Genomic DNA, 19,319 nt, shown 5'->3' with positions numbered 1-19,319 from the left:
GCGGTACTATGTCTCGTAATACTGAAGCAACTGACGATGTCAACACCTGGGCTGGCGGGCACCTTAATTACAAAGAGGGCTTCTTCACCCAACTGCAAACCGATGAGCTGGCAAAAGGGATCAATGAAGATGTCGTGCGCGCGATTTCGGCAAAACGAAATGAACCCGACTGGATGCTGGAATTTCGCCTGAATGCCTTTAAAGCGTGGCTGACCATGGAAGAACCACACTGGCTTAAAGCGCATTACGACAAACTGAATTATCAGGAGTACAGCTATTACTCCGCACCTTCCTGCGGCAACTGCGATGAAACCTGTGCGTCTGAACCGGGAGCGGTACAGCAAACGGGCGCGAATGCATTTTTAAGCAAAGAGGTTGAGGACGCATTCGAACAGCTTGGCGTGCCGGTACGTGAAGGCAAAGAAGTTGCGGTTGATGCCATTTTCGACTCGGTATCGGTAGCGACCACCTATCGCGACAAACTGGCGGAACAGGGCATTATTTTCTGTTCGTTCGGTGAGGCCATTCACGATCATCCTGAGCTGGTAAAACAGTACCTGGGCACGGTTGTCCCCGGCAATGACAATTTCTTTGCCGCGCTGAATGCGGCGGTGGCATCTGACGGCACGTTTATTTATGTACCGAAAGGCGTACGTTGCCCAATGGAGCTGTCGACCTATTTCCGTATCAATGCGGAAAAAACCGGGCAGTTTGAACGCACCATTCTGGTTGCGGATGAGGGCAGCTACGTCAGCTATATCGAAGGCTGTTCAGCCCCGGTGCGCGACAGTTACCAACTGCACGCGGCGGTGGTGGAAGTCATCATCCACAAAGATGCCGAAGTGAAATACTCCACGGTGCAAAACTGGTTTCCCGGCGATGGCAATACGGGCGGTATTTTGAATTTCGTCACCAAGCGCGCACTCTGCGAAGGTGAAAACAGCAAAATGTCGTGGACGCAGTCGGAAACCGGCTCGGCCATTACCTGGAAATACCCAAGCTGCATTTTGCGTGGCGACAACTCGATCGGCGAATTCTACTCCGTCGCGCTGACCAGTGGACATCAGCAGGCCGATACCGGCACCAAAATGATCCACATTGGCAAAAACACCAAATCGACCATTATCTCGAAAGGGATCTCCGCCGGACACAGCCAGAACAGTTATCGCGGCTTAGTGAAAATCATGCCGACCGCTACTAACGCCCGCAACTATACCCAATGCGACTCGATGTTGATCGGTGCGGATTGTGGGGCACACACCTTCCCGTATGTGGAGTGTCGTAACAATAGCGCCCAGCTTGAACATGAAGCCACCACGTCGCGTATTGGTGAAGACCAGTTGTTTTACTGCCTGCAGCGCGGCATCAGTGAAGAGGATGCCATTTCGATGATCGTGAATGGTTTCTGTAAAGACGTGTTCTCTGAACTGCCGCTGGAGTTTGCCGTGGAAGCGCAAAAACTTCTCGCCATAAGTCTTGAGCACAGCGTCGGTTAAATTTTAAGGAAAGCACATGTTAAGCATCAAAGATTTACAGGTCAGTGTGGAAGATAAGGCGATCTTGCGTGGGTTGAGCCTTGAGGTTCGCCCCGGAGAGGTTCACGCCATTATGGGACCAAACGGTTCGGGGAAAAGTACGCTTTCTGCAACTCTCGCTGGGCGGGAAGACTACGACGTCACTGGCGGGACGGTAGAGTTCAACGGCAAAGATTTACTGGAACTGTCGCCGGAAGACCGGGCCGGTGAAGGGATCTTCATGGCATTCCAGTATCCGGTGGAAATCCCTGGCGTCAGTAACCAGTTTTTCCTGCAAACGGCGCTGAATGCGGTGCGAAGTTACCGTGGCGAAGAGTCGCTGGATCGATTCGACTTCCAGGATCTGATGGAAGAGAAAATAGCGCTGCTGAAGATGCCGGAAGATTTGCTCACGCGCTCGGTAAACGTCGGTTTCTCCGGCGGTGAGAAAAAACGTAATGACATTCTGCAAATGGCCGTGCTGGAGCCTCAGTTGTGCATTCTTGATGAGTCAGACTCCGGGCTGGATATTGATGCGCTGAAAATCGTTGCGGATGGCGTGAACTCGCTGCGTGACGGGAAACGCTCATTCATTATCGTCACTCACTATCAGCGCATCCTGGACTATATCAAACCCGATTTTGTTCACGTTCTCTACCAGGGGCGAATTGTGAAGTCCGGTGATTTTACGCTGGTCAAACAACTGGAGGAGCAAGGTTATGGCTGGCTTAGCGAACAGCAGTAACGTGCTGCAACAGTGGCACCATCTGTTTGAGACGCAAGGGGAGACACGCTCACACCATGCGCAGCAGCACTTGCAACAGATGCTGCGTCTGGGGCTGCCAACGCGGAAGCATGAGGACTGGAAATACACGCCGCTGGAGGGATTAACCAACAGCCAGTTTGTCAGTCATGTCGCTGAGATAACGTCAGCCCAATGTGCAGCGTTGTCGCCGACAATTGATGCTGTACGACTGGTGTTTGTTGACGGGCAATTCTCTCCGACGCTCAGCGACAGCACAGACGGTAGCGGTTTTGACATTACCATTGACGATGCGCGCCAGGCGCTGCCAGCAGCTATCCAACCGGAAGTGTTTTTGCACCTTACCGAAAGCCTGTCCCGTAGCGTAACGCACATTCAGGTGAAGCGTAACCAACGCCCCGCGAAACCGCTGCTGCTGCTGCACATAACCCAGGGGCTGGCGGGCGATGAGGTGAATACGGCGCACTATCGCCACCATCTGGAGCTAGCGGAAGGCGCAGAAGCCACCGTTATTGAACACTATGCCAGCCTCAGCGAGCGTCGCCATTTCACCGGCGCACGCTTAACGATGAACGTCGAGGCAAACGCCCATTTGCGCCATATCAAACTGGCGTTCGAAAATCCGTTTAGTCACCACTTCGCGCATAATGACATTCAATTGGGCGCGGATGCTACTGCCGTTAGCCACAGCTTCTTGCTTGGTGATGCGGTATTGCGCCATAACACCAGTACGCAGCTTAACGGTGAAAACACCACGCTTCGGCTGAACAGTCTGGCGATGCCGGTGAAAAATGAAGTCTGTGATACACGGACCTGGCTTGAGCACAATAAAGGGTATTGCAACAGTCGCCAGCTGCATAAAACGATTGTCAGCGATAAGGGACGAGCGGTCTTCAATGGTCTGATCAACGTCGCCCAGCACGCCATCAAAACCGACGGTCAGATGACCAACAATAATTTGTTGCTCGGAAAGCTGGCGGAGGTGGATACCAAGCCACAGCTCGAAATTTACGCCGACGATGTGAAATGCAGCCACGGGGCGACGGTAGGACGGATCGACGACGAGCAGATGTTCTATCTGCGTTCGCGAGGGATCGGCCAGCAGGATGCTCAACACATGATTCTCTATGCGTTTGCCGCTGAGCTGACGGAAGCCCTGGGCGATGAAACGCTGAAACAACAGGTACTGGCGCGGATCGCCCAACGCTTGCCGGGAGGCGCAGCATGACATTTCCCATTGAAAAAGTACGGGCTGACTTTCCGGTCCTGACGCGTGAAGTGAACGGTTTACCGTTGGCGTATCTGGACAGCGCTGCCAGCGCGCAAAAACCCAATCAGGTGATTGATGCCGAGGCCGAGTTTTATCGTCACGGCTATGCGGCGGTCCACCGCGGTATTCATACGCTGAGCGCCCAGGCCACGGAAAAAATGGAAAATGTGCGCAAGCTTGCCTCGTTGTTTATTAACGCCCGCTCAGCGGAAGAGCTGGTGTTTGTTCGTGGTACGACGGAAGGCATCAATCTGGTGGCGAACAGCTGGGGCAGCAGCAATGTGCGAGCGGGCGATAACATTATCATCAGCGAAATGGAGCACCACGCCAATATTGTGCCCTGGCAGATGCTGTGTGCCCGCGTAGGGGCAGAGCTGCGCGTTATTCCGCTCAATGCCGATGGTACGTTGCAGCTGGAGACGCTGCCGACGCTGTTTGACGATCGTACGCAACTGCTGGCGATTACCCACGTTTCTAACGTGTTGGGTACCGAGAACCCGTTATCGGAAATGATTGAGCTGGCGCATCAATACGGCGCAAAAGTGTTGGTGGATGGCGCACAGGCGGTGATGCATCATCAGGTGGATGTCCAGGCACTGGATTGCGATTTTTATGTTTTCTCCGGGCATAAACTTTATGGACCAACCGGTATTGGCGTTCTGTATGCCAGAGAGTCGCTGTTGCAGGAGTGCCACCCTGGGAAGGCGGTGGTTCAATGATTGCGACGGTGAGTTTGAGTCAGGGAACAACGTGGGCTAAAGCCCCCTGGCGTTTTGAAGCCGGAACGCCAAATACCGGAGGTATTATCGGACTCGGCGCGGCTATTGAGTATGTTTCAGCACTGGGGCTTACTGAAATCAGCGAATATGAACAGTTCATGATGCGCTATGCGTTGGAGCAGCTGGCGGATGTGCCGGATTTGACACTCTACGGACCGGATAACCGCCTGGGTGTGATTGCATTTAACCTAGGTAAACATCACGCCTTTGACGTCGGCAGTTTTCTTGATAACTATGGAATAGCCGTGCGGACGGGGCATCACTGCGCTATGCCGCTGATGGCCTACTATAACGTTCCTGCTATGTGTCGGGCGTCGATTGCAATGTACAACACCCATGAAGAAGTGGATCGCCTGGTAACGGGCCTCAAGCGTATTCATCATTTACTGGGCTAACAGGGAGGCGTTATGGCTGCGCTACCGGATAAAGAAAAGTTGTTGCGTAATTTTCTGCGTTGCGCTAATTGGGAAGAGAAATACCTGTACATTATTGAACTGGGTCAGCGTTTGCCGGAATTAAACGACGACTTACGCTGCCCGGAAAATAGCATCCAGGGATGTCAAAGTCAGGTATGGATTGTTATGAACCAGAATGGCGAAGGGATTATTGAATTACAGGGCGACAGTGATGCGGCAATTGTGAAAGGACTTATTGCCGTGGTATTCATTTTGTATGATCGCATGACGGCCCAGGATATTGTGAATTTTGATGTGCGTCCGTGGTTTGAAAAAATGGCGCTCGCACAGCACCTCACACCGTCTCGTTCACAAGGGCTGGAGGCGATGATTCGGGCTATTCGCGCCAAAGCCGCAACTCTTAGCTAAACTGATAAAACACGTTAACTTTCAGACCGACTTGAAAGCGTTCGTGTAAGGCAACGCAGTGACTCTTAAGCCGGATTGGGCGCTCGCCGCCGTCCGGCAAGAACGCCAGGGGGGTGAGTGAGTATGAAACGCGCGTCTGTTATTACGTTAATGCTAATCGGCGCTTACAGCGCTATTCAGGCCGCATGGGCGGTCGATTATCCTTTGCCCCAGGCGAACAGCCGCCTTGTTGGGCAAAACCAAACCTACACCGTGCAGGAAGGCGATAAAAACCTACAGGCGATAGCCCGTAAGTTTGATACCGCTGCCATGCTGATCCTTGAAGCCAACAACACTATTGCCCCCGTACCTAAACCCGGAACCCTGATTACTATTCCCTCACAATTACTGCTGCCGGATGCTCCACGCGAAGGCATTATTGTGAATCTGGCGGAACTGCGTCTGTATTACTTCCCGCCGGGAGAGAATATTGTTCAGGTATTCCCAATTGGTATCGGTTTGCAGGGGCTGGAAACGCCGGTAATGGAAACCCGGGTTGGGCAGAAAATCCCGAATCCTACCTGGACCCCTACACCAGGCATCCGTAAACGCTCTCTGGAGCGTGGCATCACATTACCGCCTGTTGTACCTGCCGGGCCAAATAACCCGTTAGGACGCTTTGCACTGCGTCTGGCGCATGGAAACGGTGAGTATCTGATCCATGGCACCAGCGCGCCGGACAGCGTAGGCCTGCGTGTGAGTTCTGGTTGTATTCGCATGAACGCGCCGGACATTAAAGCACTGTTTGCTCAGGTCCGCACAGGCACGCCGGTCAGGGTGATTAATGAGCCGATAAAATATTCGATTGAGCCGAACGGCATGAGGTATGTCGAAGTGCATCGACCGCTGTCGCCGGAAGAGGAGCAAAACGTCCAGACCATGCCGTATGTGCTGCCAGCCGGTTTTACCCAGTTTAAAGATAATAAAGCGGTGGATAACAGTCTGGTGGAAAGGGCGTTGTATCGTCGCGCAGGTTATCCAGTCACCGTCACTGCCGGGCAAGCATCGGTCGCGAGCAATGGGCCAGAAGTGAAGTCTGCGCAAAATGGCGTGCCGGGAGGAGATGCTGAGGTGCGCGCTACGCAATAACAGGGAAGGGGAATTCAGAGCAAAAAAAATGGCGCACAATGTGCGCCATTTTTATTACACAGATACTATTACTTGCGGTATTTAGTAGCTGCGTTGTCCAGACGCTGGTTAGCGCGAGCTGCGTCATCTTTAGCAGCCTGAACGTCGGAACGCATTGCGTTCACGTCGTTGCTCAGCTGGTCAACTTTAGCGTTCAGAGTCTGAACGTCAGAAGACAGCTGATCGATTTTAGCGTTGCTGGAGCAACCTGCCAGCAGAGTAGAACCCAGGATTACCGCGCCCAGTACCAGTTTAGTACGATTCATTATTAATACCCTCTAGATTGAGTTAATCTCCATGTAGCGTTACAAGTATTACACAAACTTTTTTATGTTGAGAATATTTTTTTGATGGGAATGCACTTATTTTTGATCGTTCGCTCAAAGAAGCATCGAATTGTGCAAAAACGGCTAAAAACCCGAGTGAAAACAGAAAGCTTCCATCGGATTCATCTTAGATAATCACGGATTAGATAGTGAAATCCGATTTGATTTTTTATTAATTGTGGCTATCGATAAAATAAAAAAAGCGCCACCAGGGCGCTTTTTTAAGCAAATTAATTCGCGATGGAATTATTACAGCACGTGAACGGATGCGGTGTTGGTGGTGCCGCTCGGAACCAGTGCACCAGAAACCATAACCACAACGTCACCTTTTTGAGCCAGACCGCTTTCCAGAGCGACTTCTTTACCCAGACGATAGAAATCATCGGTAGAGCTGATTTCTTTAACCACCTGTGCAACAACGCCTTTGCTCAGCACCAGCTGACGCGCGGTAGTTTCGTTGGTGGTCAGCGCCAGGATGGTGGCATCCGGGAAGTATTTACGTACTGCGCGAGCGGATTTACCACCCTGGGTTGCGACGACGATCAGCGGCGCGTCCAGTTTTTCAGCAGTTTCAACCGCGCCACGGCAAACGGCTTCGGTGATGCGCAGTTTGCGGCTGTCGTTGTTGAAGTCCAGACGGCTGGTCATCACACGGTCAGTACGCTCACAGATGGTCGCCATGATGGTAACGGCTTCCAGCGGGTATTTACCTTTTGCAGACTCGCCAGACAGCATTACTGCGTCGGTACCGTCGAGGATGGCGTTCGCTACGTCACCGGCTTCAGCGCGGGTCGGACGCGGGTTTTTGATCATGGAGTCCAGCATCTGGGTCGCAGTGATAACGACTTTACGTGCACGGATACATTTTTCGATGATCATCTTCTGCGCGAAGATAACTTCTTCAACCGGGATCTCAACGCCCATATCGCCACGCGCAACCATGATGCCGTCAGACGCTTCGAGGATTTCGTCGAAGTTGTTCAGGCCTTCCTGGTTTTCGATTTTGGAGATGATCTGGATGTTTTCGCCGCCGTGCGCTTTCAGGTGCTCACGGATTTCAACGACATCAGAACGTTTACGGATAAAGGACGCTGCAACGAAGTCAACGCCTTGCTCGCAACCGAAGATCAGGTCTTGTTTGTCTTTTTCAGCCAGTGCTGGCAGCGCGATGGAAACGCCCGGCAGGTTAACGCCTTTGTTTTCGCCCAGGTCGCCGTTGTTCAGCACTTTACAGATAACTTTGTTACCTTCGATAGCGGTAACTTCCATGCCGATCAGACCATCATCAACCAGAACGGTGTTGCCGACGGACAGATCTTTAGTGAAGCCTTCGTAAGTTACAGCAACGATTTCGTTGTTGCCTACGACAGATTTGTCGGTGGTGAAGGTGAAGGTCTGGCCCGCTTTCAGGGAAACGTCGTTACCGCCTTCCAGTTTGATGGTACGGATTTCAGGACCTTTGGTGTCGAGCAGGATTGCGGCTTTCTTGCCGGTTTTGCTCATGACGTTGCGCAAGTTCTTGATGCGCTGACCGTGTTCTGCGTAGTCGCCGTGGGAGAAGTTCAGACGCATGACGTTCATGCCCGCGTCCAGCATTTTGGTTAACATCTCTTCGGATTCGGTTTTCGGACCGATGGTGCAAACAATTTTCGTCTTTTTCATGACAGTCTTAGTCTTTAAGTTGAGAAGGATATGGAAATCTGGCTCCCATCGCGCACGGATGGGAAGCTAAACCTGAGTTACGAAAGTTGTGATGCCTCGCTCTAAGGATAGGTGACATCGAAAAAGCGTGCAGAGGAATGTGTGCTTGTGTTTCAGCCCAACGGGATGGTGAGTTCTGTAGTCGTTGAGTTTTACAGGTCAATGTGCTGAAACCATTCAAGAGACAATTGGCGCGCATTATACGCTGAAAATTATCAAAAAGGAAAATGGAAACAGCGTTTCAAAACACTTCTGTGCAGTTTTACAAAAATTATTCATTAATTTGTTCATCGGTATGGATAAAGAGGTTATCGGGCGTTGCGATTAGTTGCGCAACAAACTGCATTTAACATCTCGATGACTACGTTTTATGCCGTTGACGTCGATGCAGTACTATATTTCTAAAAGTTATATCAAATGCGTTTTAATTCATTTTAAAAGCCAATTCCACTGATTACACTCGTTTGGACATCCATACTGCTAAACAGCCAAAAGCGCTAGCAGAAGAACAATAAGCAGCAGCGGATACCCAAACGACATGATTGTCCTGAAAAATATTTCGAAAGTGTTTACGCCAGGCAGGCTTGCCATCACCGCTGTCGATAACGTCAACCTGACGGTTGAACAGGGGCAGATTTACGGCATTATTGGTTACAGCGGGGCAGGTAAAAGCACCTTAATTCGTTTGCTCAATGGTCTCGAAAAACCGACCTCCGGCAGCGTGACGATTAACGGCCACGATATCTCGGCCGCCAGTGGGGAATCGTTACGCCAGGCGCGACTGAAAATCAGCATGGTGTTTCAACACTTCAATTTGCTGTGGTCGCGGACCGTTAGCGAAAACATTGCGTTCTCTATGCAAATCGCCGGTGCGTCCAAAGCGTCCATCAAAACGCGGGTTGCTGAACTGATTACGCTGGTTGGGCTGAGCGGTCGTGAAAATGCGTATCCTTCCCAGCTCAGCGGTGGGCAAAAACAGCGTGTAGGAATTGCTCGTGCGCTGGCGAACAATCCAGATGTCCTGCTGTGTGACGAAGCCACCTCGGCGCTGGATCCGCAAACTACCGATCAGATCCTCGATTTACTCCTCGATATTAACCGTCGTTTCAAATTGACCATTGTGCTGATTACTCATGAAATGCACGTGGTACGCAAAATCTGCGACCGCGTCGCGGTAATGGAAAACGGCAAGGTCGTTGAGGAAGGTGATGTGCTCAGCGTCTTTACCCATCCTCAGCAGCCTATTACCCGACAATTTGTTCGTCAGGTGAGCCAGTACACCGAAGAAGACGAGTTTAATCCGCAGCTGGCAAGCGAGTTGGGTGGGGTGGTTATCAAATTAACCTTTACCGGGCAACGTACCCACCGGCCTGTGGTTGGGGAATTGACCCTGCGCTATGGCCTGCCGTTCAACATCTTGCACGGCAAAATGACGCAAACCGCACACGGCGTGTTTGGTCAACTTTGGGTGCACGTGGTGGCCTCTGAGGAACAATTGAACAATATTTTGGCCGACCTGCGCCAGAGCGACATTGAAGGCGAGGTGATTCAACATGGCTGAAGAACTGTTTCCCCATCTGAAGTGGGAGCAATTGTTAGCGGCAACCCAGGAAACGCTGTATATGACAGCTCTTTCGGGGGCGGCGACCTTTATTCTGGGCATCGCGCTTGGTCTGGCATTGTTCCTGACCGCGCGCGGCGGATTGTTCCCTAATCGCGCGATATATAGCGCTATTTCGCTGGTGGTGAATATCTTTCGTTCGATCCCATTCATCATTTTGATCGTGCTGCTGATCCCGTTTACCAAAGCGATGGTAGGCACCATTCTCGGCGCCAATGCCGCGTTGCCTGCGCTGATCGTGGGGGCAGCGCCGTTTTATGCGCGTCTGGTCGAAATCGCTCTGCGTGAAGTGGATAAAGGCGTTATTGAAGCGACGCGTTCAATGGGCGCACGACTGAGCACACTTATTTTTCGAGTTTTACTGCCGGAATCATCTCCTGCTCTGGTGTCCGGGATCACCGTGACGCTAATTGCGCTGGTGAGCTACAGCGCGATGGCAGGGGTAATTGGTGCCGGTGGTTTAGGGAATTTGGCCTATCTGGAAGGATTCCAGCGCAACCACAGCGACGTCACGCTGGTGGCGACGGTGACGATTTTGCTCATTGTCTTCATCATCCAGCTTTGCGGCGATGTGATCACCTCTCTGTTAGATAAACGCTAATAAAATACGGAAACCATAATCATGAAAAAATCACTGACGTTACTCGCCGCAGCAACCTTAAGCGCCCTGAGCTTTGCCTCCTGGGCTGATACTCTGACCGTTGGCGCGTCTAACGTGCCGCATGCGGAGATCCTTGAACAGGCCAAACCGATTCTGGCGAAGCAGGGGATCGATCTGGAGATTAAACCGTTCCAGGATTACATTCTGCCGAACACTGCGCTGGCTGGCCGTGAGATTGACGCCAACTACTTCCAGCATATTCCGTACCTGAACAGCGTGATTAAAGACCATGCAGGCGATAAAACGTATGACTTCGTCAGCGCCGGAGCGATTCACATTGAGCCGATTGGTATCTATTCGAAAAAAGTGAAATCACTTAAAGATCTGCCGGAAGGCGGCAAAGTCATCATGCGTGACGCGGTATCTGAGGAAGGCCGTATTCTGTCGATTTTCGAAAAAGAGGGGGTGATCAAGCTGAAGCCGGGCGTGGATAAAGTAACTGCGCGCATTAGCGATATCGTCGAAAACCCGAAAAAGCTGAAGTTCCTGCCAAACGTGGAAGCCGCGCTGTTACCGCAGATGTATAACAACGACGAAGGCGATGCGGTGGTGATTAACGCCAACTACGCCATCGACGCCGGGCTGGATCCAGTGAAAGATCCTATTGCTGTTGAAAGTGGTGAAAACAACCCGTATGCCAACATCATTACCGTGCATCGTGGCGACGAGAAGAAAAAGGATATCGTAGCGCTGGTTGATGTCCTGCATTCAAAAGAGATCCAGGACTGGATCCGTACTAAATATAAAGGTGCGGTGATCCCGGTAAACAACTAATCTGCTTTTTGCCGGGTGGCGGCAGTGCTTTATCCGGCCTACGACGTCCTATAGGCCGGGTAAAACGCGTTCGCTATGCCATACGGCACCAGAGCTACACTCGCTCAATTCTCGCTGGCAACCCCTGACGCACCGACGCACCCGACACCCAGTCAAGCCAGGTATTGGTTACCTGTCGGGTTGGGTCCGCAAAACCCAACTCGTTGAGATTAATCCCCGACTTAATCTGCTCATCAAACGCCATCGGCTCACCGTCGAGGGTATGCCGTGCCGCGCCCATTTCTTTATGCCCGTAACCATGCTCGATGGCGATAACACCCGGCATGACGCCATGCAGCAGGCTTATCTGCGCTTGCGCCTGACCACCGGGGGTGGTGATACGCACGATATCGCCGTGTGCTAAACCATACCGCTGACCATCCTGTGGATTGAGCGCCACCAGATTAACCGGCTTCAGATGATGAAGGCGTGGGATAACCGCCGTGGCGCTGGACATGGTATTGGATTTAAAGGAAATCAGTTTCAACGGCCACTCTTGTTCCGGGAACAACTCCTCGACCGCACGTCCATCTGACAGACGTGAAGGATACCAGGCCGGGCAGCCGCTGAAGCGCTCGCCGGTAATCGCATGGCGGTGCGCGGCGACGTTCGCATTCCAGATTTGGAGCGGTTTTTCCCAGGCATTGCCGACGCGGTTATCAACTCGCCCGCTGTTGTCCGACGCAAAGCGCCCGCCGCGGGAGTAGATAAACGCCACTCGGCTGATTTCATCGGTTTTCAACGTTTGGGTCATCACAGGCATGATCCGCTGGACCCCGGTCAGCGCTATGTCTTCCGGCTGTGCTTCAGCAACCGGAGCTTTGCCCATAAACGCAATATTGGCCGCGAGACGCAGGTAGTAATCTTCCGCACGGTTTAACGGATAGTGATTACCTTGCGGATCGGTAATTGCATTGTCGCCGAATCCAGGTAGCCCGATGCGCTTTGCCACTGCAATACAGAAAGACTCCATCGAGGCCGGTTGGCCGTCAGCCGTGAGGCTGGTCGCCGATCTGACAACTGGCCAACGCGCGGTGGTGGCTTTGCTGGCCACGCCCGCCCACGGAGCGCTGAATCCCCAGCTTTCGAAGTTGTGGGTATCCGGCACGATGTAATCTGCCAGCGCCGTGGTTTCGTTCATAAAGGCGTCAATGGCAATAAACAGCGGCAGACGAGCAGGATCCTTGAGCTTTTCTTCCGCCACGCCGCGTAACCCCGCAATGCCGTAAAACGGGTTGGTCATGTTGGAGATCCAGGCTTTCAGCGGATAAGGGTAACCTTCAAGCGCCGAGACGAGGAGTTCGGTAAGCTGACCGGCGACAAACGGATACCACGGCGCTTTAGCCGGGAAGGGCGATTGCCCGGCAGCCACCTTATTGCGGTACTCTTCCGAAGACTCATAAGCGGTTTTACTGCGCGCGATGCTTAACCCTTTCGGTTTTACCTTCCCGGCGAAGCTGTCCATGTTGTAGCGCGGACCGTCGGTGGCGCCATTAAATTTGCCGCCGCCGACGAACACGCCGCCTTCAAGACTAAGGTTGCCAATCAGCGCATTGAGCATCATCACCGACCAGGCGTTATAAAATCCATTACCTGCCATCATACCGCCGTGCGTGATCACTGCCGCTTTACGCCCGTGGCGGGTGAATGCGTCGGCCAGAGCGGCAATGTCTGCTTCTGACACCCCACACTGCTGGCTGTACTGCGTTAGCGACAGTTTCTTTGCGGACTCACGCAGACACTGGAAGCTGCTTTTTACCGTTACTGTCTGCCCGTCGGCCAGCGTCACTTCACGGGTAACAAACAGCTGAGCGCGCGGGCAACTGCTGGCGGCGACAATCTCACCGGCCTCGTTGACGACCACCGGCTCCTGGGCTGCGTTTGCACTCAGATGGGCGAGGGTCAGGTGTTGTCCGGCAAGCGTTGGAATTTCATCGGTAATCACCAGATGCGTAGCGTTAGTCCAGCTTTTTTCTCCAGCCTGCTGCATGGCCAGCACGCCGGGAATGGCGAGATAATCAGCGTTATAGCGTTGTTTATCGATAATCCAGCTTATCATCCCCATAGCCAGCGCGGAGTCGCTTCCCGGTCGTACGGGCTGCCAGTGACCGCGATCGTCAGCCAGCACCGTGGTTAATGGCAGGGCTGGCGCCACCACAACATAGCGGAAGTCGTCACGTAAACGGGCGCTGGCCAATTGGCGGGCCTGGCGCTTAAACGGGTTGCCGGATTGCGCCGGAGAGGTGCCCATAAACAGCGCGAATTCGACGTTATCCCAGTCGGGTTTCACGTGGGTATTTTTATCCAGATCGCCCATTAACGCGCCGGAACCGGCCCGATAGGCCAGGCCGCAGTAAGCGCCATGAGCACCGAAGTTTTTACTGCCGAAACTGTTCAGTGCGAAGCGACGTAAAAAGGTATCACGTCCTTCATCGCTGGTATTGGTGACCAGCAGTTGATTGGATTTTGGGCCAAAGCCGGGATGTTTCGCATCAAGCGGTGTAGTGGGATCGTGGATGGCTCTCAGACCATCAACGTGGCCTTCACCAAACAAATCGCCACCTTCCACCACCTCTTTGATCAGCTGTTCGAAGCTGATGCGCTGCCATTTTCCTTCACCGCGTTTACCGACGCGCTTCATAGGCTCCAGAATTCGTAGCGGGCTGTACAGACCTTCGAGTAAGGTTGCGCCACGGGCGCAGGCGGTAGAACGTGCGTCAAGACCTGACTCCCCGGCCAGTTGTTCCATTGCCGTGGCAAAGGGGACGGAGGCGTCTATATGGTGCTCGTGCGACAACGGATGATAAGGGTTGCCCGCAATGCGCAGCACTTTGCCTTGCTCAGTGTCAACGCGAACCCGTACACCACACTGCGTCCAGCAACCAAAGCACTGCGTCATCGAGATCACCTGCTGCGGGTTTTGCTGCCAGTGAGGCCGGGCGTTGGCTTCTGGGATGAGCGCGTTGGCAAAAATGCGGTCACGGGTAATTTTGCCCGAGGTTCCGTCCAACAAACCGTCTATCGCGCGCTTTGCCACATCCCGATAACTCAGGCCAAAAGTCACCATGCCACCTACGGCAAGGCCCACTTTAAGCCACTGACGACGGGTTAAATTAGCCATGTTGCATTCTCCTTGCGATCGCGTTCAGGGCTTCACGAACAATAATAATCAGTGCTATCCACAGGCCGAAGGTACCCACAATAGCCAGCCAGCCATCGGTGCCGCCGGGCAGGGTATAGGGATTAAACTGCGCGTTAAATTTCGGTACGGTCTGCACCTGGATGAGTAACGTCCAGCGCATTAGCCAGCACAGCGCCATAGCGCTAAAAGCGAGTAATATGCGCAGCGGTAGCGACAAGGGGTAACGTACAACCAACCCGCAAAGAGCAAGCGAAACAAGCCATAGCGCAACCCAACCGATAGCGTAGTGTTGTGCTGAAGAGGCAACATCCAGCCACTGACGGATAGCCGAACCGGAAAGCGTATTACCACTCGCCCAGATCGCCACCACGATAGCAAGCGCGATCAACGTGACCATTTGCCCCCACGCTAGCTTACGCGGTAGTGCGTCCTTGCTATTTGTCGTGGCAATAAGCAGGGCAAGAAATGTTTGCAGCGCGCTGAGGAACATCGCAACCAGAAAGGCGTAACTGAACCAAATGGGACGCGCCTGTACCACCGACACTTCACGGCCGGTGTAAACCAGCAATCCGATGGCGGACAGCGCGCTACCAAGTGCCAACCATTTTGTGACGCTGTAACTTTTTAGCGTTAGCCGTTTCACATGCTGCGCCAGAAACCACAGACCTAAAAAACCGGTAAACAGCGGTAAAAACAGCGCGCCCCACGGCATCCAGGACCATGGCGTCGGATACGCATAGAAATGCCAGACGCGGGCGGTTTGGTGTAGATCAGCGGTCAGCGCCAGTGGCGCGGTAATCGCGCAGGTCAGGGCAATCAACAGCGTCAGATTTTCCAGGTCTGCCGTTTCTTTTTTGCGCCAGTGAAGAACGCAGGCGAATAGCGCGGCGCAGGCGGCAATGCCGATGAAAAAGAAATATTGTACGGCCCAGGGTAACCAGCTTACGTCCTGGGGATGGGCCAGAACCTCGTCGATAATCAGTAAATGGTTCATTTAAACCTCCTGCCAGAGAGCGGGTTGAGCTCGTCCCATCAATGGGGTGACAAACGCCTCATCCAGTCCCAGGTAGAACACGTGAGGAGACGTACCGCTTTCCGGCTTCAGGACTTTGATGGCGTCATGGTGTTCATGCAGCATTTGTGAAATGCGGCTGTGCGGATCTTTAATATCGCCAATGATGCGCGCGCCGCCGACGCAGGATTCCACACAGGCCGGGAGCAGCCCCGCTTCTAGGCGGTGAACGCAAAAGGTACATTTATCGGCGGTTTGCGTTTCATGGTTGATGAATCGCGCATCATAAGGGCAGGCCTGCACGCAATAGGCGCAGCCCACGCAGCGTGTGTTGTCGACCACCACAATGCCGTCTTCTCGTTGGAAAGTGGCTTGTACCGGGCAAACGGGCACGCAAGGGGGATTATCACAATGGTTGCACAGTCGCGGCAGCAGGACGTTGGTAACGCTTTGCTGGCCTTCAATCTGTACTTGATACTGGTTGACGAGGGTACGAAATTCGCCCTGTGGCGTCTGGTTTTCAATGGCGCAACTGACGGTACAGGCCTGGCAGCCGATACAGCGTCGCAGGTCAACCAGCATGGCGTAGCGATGCTGTTGTGAGCCTTCGTGGCGTTCAGGCGAAAAGGGAAATTGCGCCTGAGCCAGCGGAACCAGTGATGCGCCAGCGGTCAGGACGCCCAGTTGCTGGAGAAACTGCCGTTTACTGCTGTCCATATTTTCTCCCGTCACGATGCAACAACGAAACATTGGTCACGCCGTTGATTTGCGTGTGATGAATAAAGAATCTCAATGATTTACAGTGTAAAAATCGTGACGGGGTATACTCTATTGTGGTTAACCACATACCCGGCTTGTTGTTGATCTAAAACAACATAATTGACAGGGACAATTGAGTGGGACGCAACGTAGTAAGATGTCTGACGGTGCTGGCGTCGCTGTGGATGCTAAGCGGCGCGGTCAGGGCGCAGACATGGAACATTGGCGTTTTGGCGATGCGCGGGGAGGTTTCTACACGTAATCACTGGCAGCCGCTGGAAACCTTGTTGAATCAGCAAATCCCCGGTGAGCAGTTTCATATTCAACCGCTGGACCTGCGGCAGATGCAGGAGGCGGTGAATCGTGGAACGGTACACTTTGTGGTCACCAATCCGGCGCAGTTTGTCCAGCTTAACAGCCGCTCAGCGCTACGCTGGCTGGCGTCGTTACGCTCCACCCGTGGTGGGAAAGCCACCAGTAACGTGATTGGCAGCGCCATTCTCGTCAGGCGCGACAGTGGGTTAACCTCCGCACACGATCTGATCGGCAAAACGGTTGGCGCCATTGATGCTCAGGCGTTTGGCGGCTATTTGCTGGGATATAAAGCGCTCAGTGATGCCGGTCTGCGCCCTGAACGTGATTTACGTCTGACGTTTACCGGATTTCCCGCCGATGCCTTACTCTATTTATTACGTGAAAAAGCCGTGCAGGCGGTGATCGTGCCGGTGTGCCTGCTGGAAAAAATGGATGAAGAAGGCCTCATCCGTAAAACCGATTTTATGACCGTTTTGAATCATCCGACTTCAATTCCCTGTTTAACCAGTACGCCGCTCTATCCGGACTGGTCATTTGCCGCACTACCTGCAGTGAGTGACGAGCTGGCCGATCGCGTTACGAGGGTACTGTTCAATGCACCGCAAAACGCGACGTTTCGCTGGGGCGCGCCCGCCTCGACCCGCGAAGTAGAAGCGTTGCTGCGCGACGTCCGCCAGCATCCGCAGCAGCGTCAGCTGTGGCTGGATGTCAAAAGCTGGTTTATTCAACACCGACTGGCGATGGGGGGCGTGGCCATCGTGCTGCTGTTGCTTACGCTCAATTACATCTGGGTGATGCTGTTGGTTCGCCGACGCGGCAGGCAGTTAGAGCGGAACAACGTGTTGTTGCACAAACAGGAACAGGCGCTGGAGACTGCCCGCCAAATGAGCGTGCTGGGGGAGATGACCTCCGGTTTTGCCCATGAGCTCAATCAGCCGTTGTCGGCTATCCGCCATTATGCCCAAGGCTGTCTGATTCGCCTGCGTGGTCAGGATGAGCAGCATCCGTTGCTGCCCGCGCTTGAGCACATAGACGCCCAGGCACAACGAGGAGCCGATACGCTGCGCAATCTCCGGCAGTGGGTCAGCCAGGCACAAGGCAATCCGGTACTCACCGATGGCTGGCAAGCCATCAACGTTCACGATGCTATCCATCACGTCTGGCAATTACTGCGTATGCCCCAGCAATTCCCGGCGATAACGCTGCACACGCAGGTTAGCAAGGCGTTAACGTTGATGCTGCCAAGCGTTCTTCTTGAGCAGGTGCTGGCTAATCTGGTACTCAATGCCGCCCAGGCAGGCGCTACGACGGTATGGTTTAGCGCCCTGCACAAGGATGGTGGCGTGCGTATTCAGGTGCAGGATAATGCCGGAGGCATTGACGAGGCTCAGTTGTATCAGGCGTTTCAGCCGTTTATGACCACCCGTAAAGAAGGTATGGGACTAGGACTGGCAATTTGTCAGCGACTGGTGCGCTACGCAAACGGAGATATTGAGATCAAAAATCAGCAGGCCCCGGACGGTAAAGCGGGGGCGAGAGTGACATTGTATTTTAAGCCAAATCAGGAAGGAGGCCGTAGTGGCGATAATTCATCTGCTGGATGACGACATTGCCGTTACCCAGGCCTGTGCGTTTTTATTGGAAAGTCTGGGATATGAAGTGTCTTGCTGGGAGCAAGGCGAGAAATTCCTCGCCGAGGCAAATCTGCACCAGGTGGGCGTACTACTGCTGGATATGCGTATGCCGGTACTGGATGGGCACGCTGTGCATGAAATCATGCGTCAGAAAGCAAGCACGCTGGCGGTGGTCTTTCTCACCGGGCACGGCGATGTGCCGATGGCGGTTGAGCAAATGAAACGTGGCGCGGTCGATTTTTTGCAAAAACCGGTGTCAGCTGTGCCGCTTCAGGCAGCATTAGAACATGCCTTGCAGGTCTCGGCAGCGGCGTTCTCGCGACAAGAGATCATCTCATGCTACCAACAACTTACGCCAAAAGAACGGGAACTGGCGCATCTGGTAGCAAAAGGGTTAATGAATCGGGAAATTGCTGATGCCATGAATATTGCTGTGCGTACGGTTGAAGTGCACCGGGCACGGGTGATGGAAAAAATGCAGGCAGGAAGTCTTGCTGAGCTCGTTAATCGACTTCAGAGAGTTCAGTAGAATGATGACATTTATTTGATTTTCATTGAATTTTGTCTAAATCGTCAGAGTGATATATGCTGTTGGTTTGAGTTAATGACGAGCGGGCAAAAATGGGAAATCAGACGAAAGACGACGAGTTGTACCGTGAAATGTGCAGAGTAGTCGGTAAAGTAGTGCTGGAAATGCGCGATCTGGGACAAGAACCTAAGCATATCGTCATTGCGGGAGTACTGAGAACCACCCTTGCTAACCAGCGCGTGAAGCGCAGTGAGTTAGAAAAACAGGCTATTGAGACTGTAATTAAAGCATTGGCCGGTTAATTCATAAAAAGAGGACCGCAGAAATTTTTTGCCGTCCTCTTATTCTCGATACGTTAATCTATCAATCTATATAATTTATCTCCGTTAATAATTGGTTGTAGAGAACTATAAATCGATATGTATTTATTTATATATCGGTTGTCGTACAGCATTATATTTGGGAGAGGGTTCACAAATATTTGTAATT

Annotated in this window: 17 protein-coding genes and 1 pseudogene; 12 read left to right on the top strand and 6 right to left on the bottom strand. The window is 52.9% G+C overall.

Translation table 11 applies throughout. The features are described from left to right. The first annotated feature begins 8 nt into the window (after window positions 1-8). The 6 genes and pseudogenes from sufB (at window position 9) to ldtE (ending at window position 6,278) form a co-directional block, all read left to right on the top strand. Window positions 9-1,496, top strand: coding sequence for a Fe-S cluster assembly protein SufB (gene sufB / locus OGY04_RS07285; protein ID WP_020996440.1), 1,488 nt, complete (start codon window positions 9-11; stop codon window positions 1,494-1,496). A 16-nt stretch (window positions 1,497-1,512) separates the two neighbouring features. After that, entirely contained in the window at window positions 1,513-2,259 is a 747-nt protein-coding gene (gene sufC, locus OGY04_RS07280; RefSeq protein ID WP_003832649.1) for a Fe-S cluster assembly ATPase SufC, read from the top strand. After that, window positions 2,234-3,505: a Fe-S cluster assembly protein SufD gene (gene sufD / locus OGY04_RS07275; RefSeq protein WP_204191757.1), complete on the top strand. Its 1,272-nt coding sequence runs from the start codon at window positions 2,234-2,236 to the stop codon at window positions 3,503-3,505. The genes sufC and sufD overlap by 26 nt, the downstream gene beginning before the upstream one ends. Beyond that, a pseudogene (sufS, locus tag OGY04_RS07270) lies at window positions 3,502-4,721 on the top strand (cysteine desulfurase SufS). The gene sufD and the pseudogene sufS overlap by 4 nt, the downstream one beginning before the upstream one ends. A 12-nt stretch (window positions 4,722-4,733) precedes the next feature. Next, complete coding sequence (sufE, locus tag OGY04_RS07265) at window positions 4,734-5,150, top strand: cysteine desulfuration protein SufE (protein WP_003832654.1); 417 nt, start codon at window positions 4,734-4,736, stop codon at window positions 5,148-5,150. Between the two features lie 123 nt (window positions 5,151-5,273). Further along, window positions 5,274-6,278 (top strand): L,D-transpeptidase LdtE, encoded by a 1,005-nt coding sequence (ldtE, locus tag OGY04_RS07260; protein WP_032943210.1) that lies wholly within the window; start codon window positions 5,274-5,276, stop codon window positions 6,276-6,278. 68 nt (window positions 6,279-6,346) lie between these two features. Here the strand turns inward: ldtE and lpp are convergent, their stop codons facing one another. From lpp to ynhH, 3 genes are all read right to left on the bottom strand, one after another. Next, a complete protein-coding gene (gene lpp / locus OGY04_RS07255; RefSeq protein WP_003029373.1) occupies window positions 6,347-6,583 on the bottom strand; it encodes a murein lipoprotein Lpp in 237 nt (78 codons plus the stop codon). Between the two features lie 309 nt (window positions 6,584-6,892). Then, the gene (gene pykF, locus OGY04_RS07250) at window positions 6,893-8,305 is read right to left on the bottom strand and encodes a pyruvate kinase PykF (RefSeq protein ID WP_003029366.1); all 1,413 of its coding nucleotides are present in this window, start codon (window positions 8,303-8,305) and stop codon (window positions 6,893-6,895) included. A gap of 7 nt (window positions 8,306-8,312) precedes the next feature. Beyond that, window positions 8,313-8,507, bottom strand: coding sequence for a protein YnhH (gene ynhH, locus OGY04_RS07245; RefSeq protein WP_244293978.1), 195 nt, complete (start codon window positions 8,505-8,507; stop codon window positions 8,313-8,315). A 375-nt stretch (window positions 8,508-8,882) separates the two neighbouring features. Here ynhH and OGY04_RS07240 point away from each other — a divergent pair, with 375 nt between their 5' ends. The 3 genes from OGY04_RS07240 to OGY04_RS07230 are packed head-to-tail and all read left to right on the top strand — an operon-like array spanning window position 8,883 to window position 11,400. Next, window positions 8,883-9,905, top strand: coding sequence for a methionine ABC transporter ATP-binding protein (locus tag OGY04_RS07240; RefSeq protein ID WP_032943213.1), 1,023 nt, complete (start codon window positions 8,883-8,885; stop codon window positions 9,903-9,905). Continuing rightward, window positions 9,898-10,566, top strand: coding sequence for a methionine ABC transporter permease (locus OGY04_RS07235; RefSeq protein ID WP_286585050.1), 669 nt, complete (start codon window positions 9,898-9,900; stop codon window positions 10,564-10,566). Before OGY04_RS07240 ends, OGY04_RS07235 begins: the two co-directional genes overlap by 8 nt. 21 nt (window positions 10,567-10,587) lie before the next feature. Continuing rightward, window positions 10,588-11,400, top strand: coding sequence for a MetQ/NlpA family ABC transporter substrate-binding protein (locus OGY04_RS07230; RefSeq protein ID WP_003029358.1), 813 nt, complete (start codon window positions 10,588-10,590; stop codon window positions 11,398-11,400). Between the two features lie 94 nt (window positions 11,401-11,494). Here OGY04_RS07230 and ttrA read toward each other — a convergent pair whose 3' ends face one another. The 3 genes from ttrA to ttrB are packed head-to-tail and all read right to left on the bottom strand — an operon-like array spanning window position 11,495 to window position 16,310. Beyond that, window positions 11,495-14,560 carry a tetrathionate reductase subunit TtrA gene (gene ttrA / locus OGY04_RS07225; RefSeq protein ID WP_286585049.1) on the bottom strand — a complete coding sequence of 1,022 codons (3,066 nt, stop codon included), beginning with the start codon at window positions 14,558-14,560 and terminating at the stop codon, window positions 11,495-11,497. Further along, entirely contained in the window at window positions 14,553-15,575 is a 1,023-nt protein-coding gene (gene ttrC / locus OGY04_RS07220; RefSeq protein ID WP_286585048.1) for a tetrathionate reductase subunit TtrC, read from the bottom strand. The genes ttrA and ttrC overlap by 8 nt, the downstream gene beginning before the upstream one ends. After that, window positions 15,576-16,310: a tetrathionate reductase subunit TtrB gene (gene ttrB, locus OGY04_RS07215; RefSeq protein ID WP_020996438.1), complete on the bottom strand. Its 735-nt coding sequence runs from the start codon at window positions 16,308-16,310 to the stop codon at window positions 15,576-15,578. Window positions 16,311-16,537: 227 nt separating this feature from the next. Between ttrB and ttrS the strand changes: the two genes are divergently transcribed. The 3 genes from ttrS (at window position 16,538) to fumD (ending at window position 19,132) form a co-directional block, all read left to right on the top strand. After that, complete coding sequence (gene ttrS / locus OGY04_RS07210) at window positions 16,538-18,271, top strand: tetrathionate respiration histidine kinase TtrS (protein ID WP_286585162.1); 1,734 nt, start codon at window positions 16,538-16,540, stop codon at window positions 18,269-18,271. Beyond that, on the top strand, window positions 18,246-18,830 hold the full coding sequence (gene ttrR, locus OGY04_RS07205) for a tetrathionate respiration response regulator TtrR (RefSeq protein ID WP_008784617.1): 585 nt from the start codon (window positions 18,246-18,248) through the stop codon (window positions 18,828-18,830). Before ttrS ends, ttrR begins: the two co-directional genes overlap by 26 nt. 92 nt (window positions 18,831-18,922) lie before the next feature. Beyond that, complete coding sequence (fumD, locus tag OGY04_RS07200; RefSeq protein ID WP_003029345.1) at window positions 18,923-19,132, top strand: fumarate hydratase FumD; 210 nt, start codon at window positions 18,923-18,925, stop codon at window positions 19,130-19,132. Window positions 19,133-19,319 lie beyond the last annotated feature (187 nt).

It is taken from the genome of Citrobacter sp. Cpo091 (assembly GCF_030332645.1).
Classification (GTDB): Bacteria; Pseudomonadota; Gammaproteobacteria; order Enterobacterales; family Enterobacteriaceae; genus Citrobacter; species Citrobacter portucalensis.
Note: the sequence above shows the minus strand (reverse complement) of the source record. Positions and strands in the feature narration are given on the sequence as shown.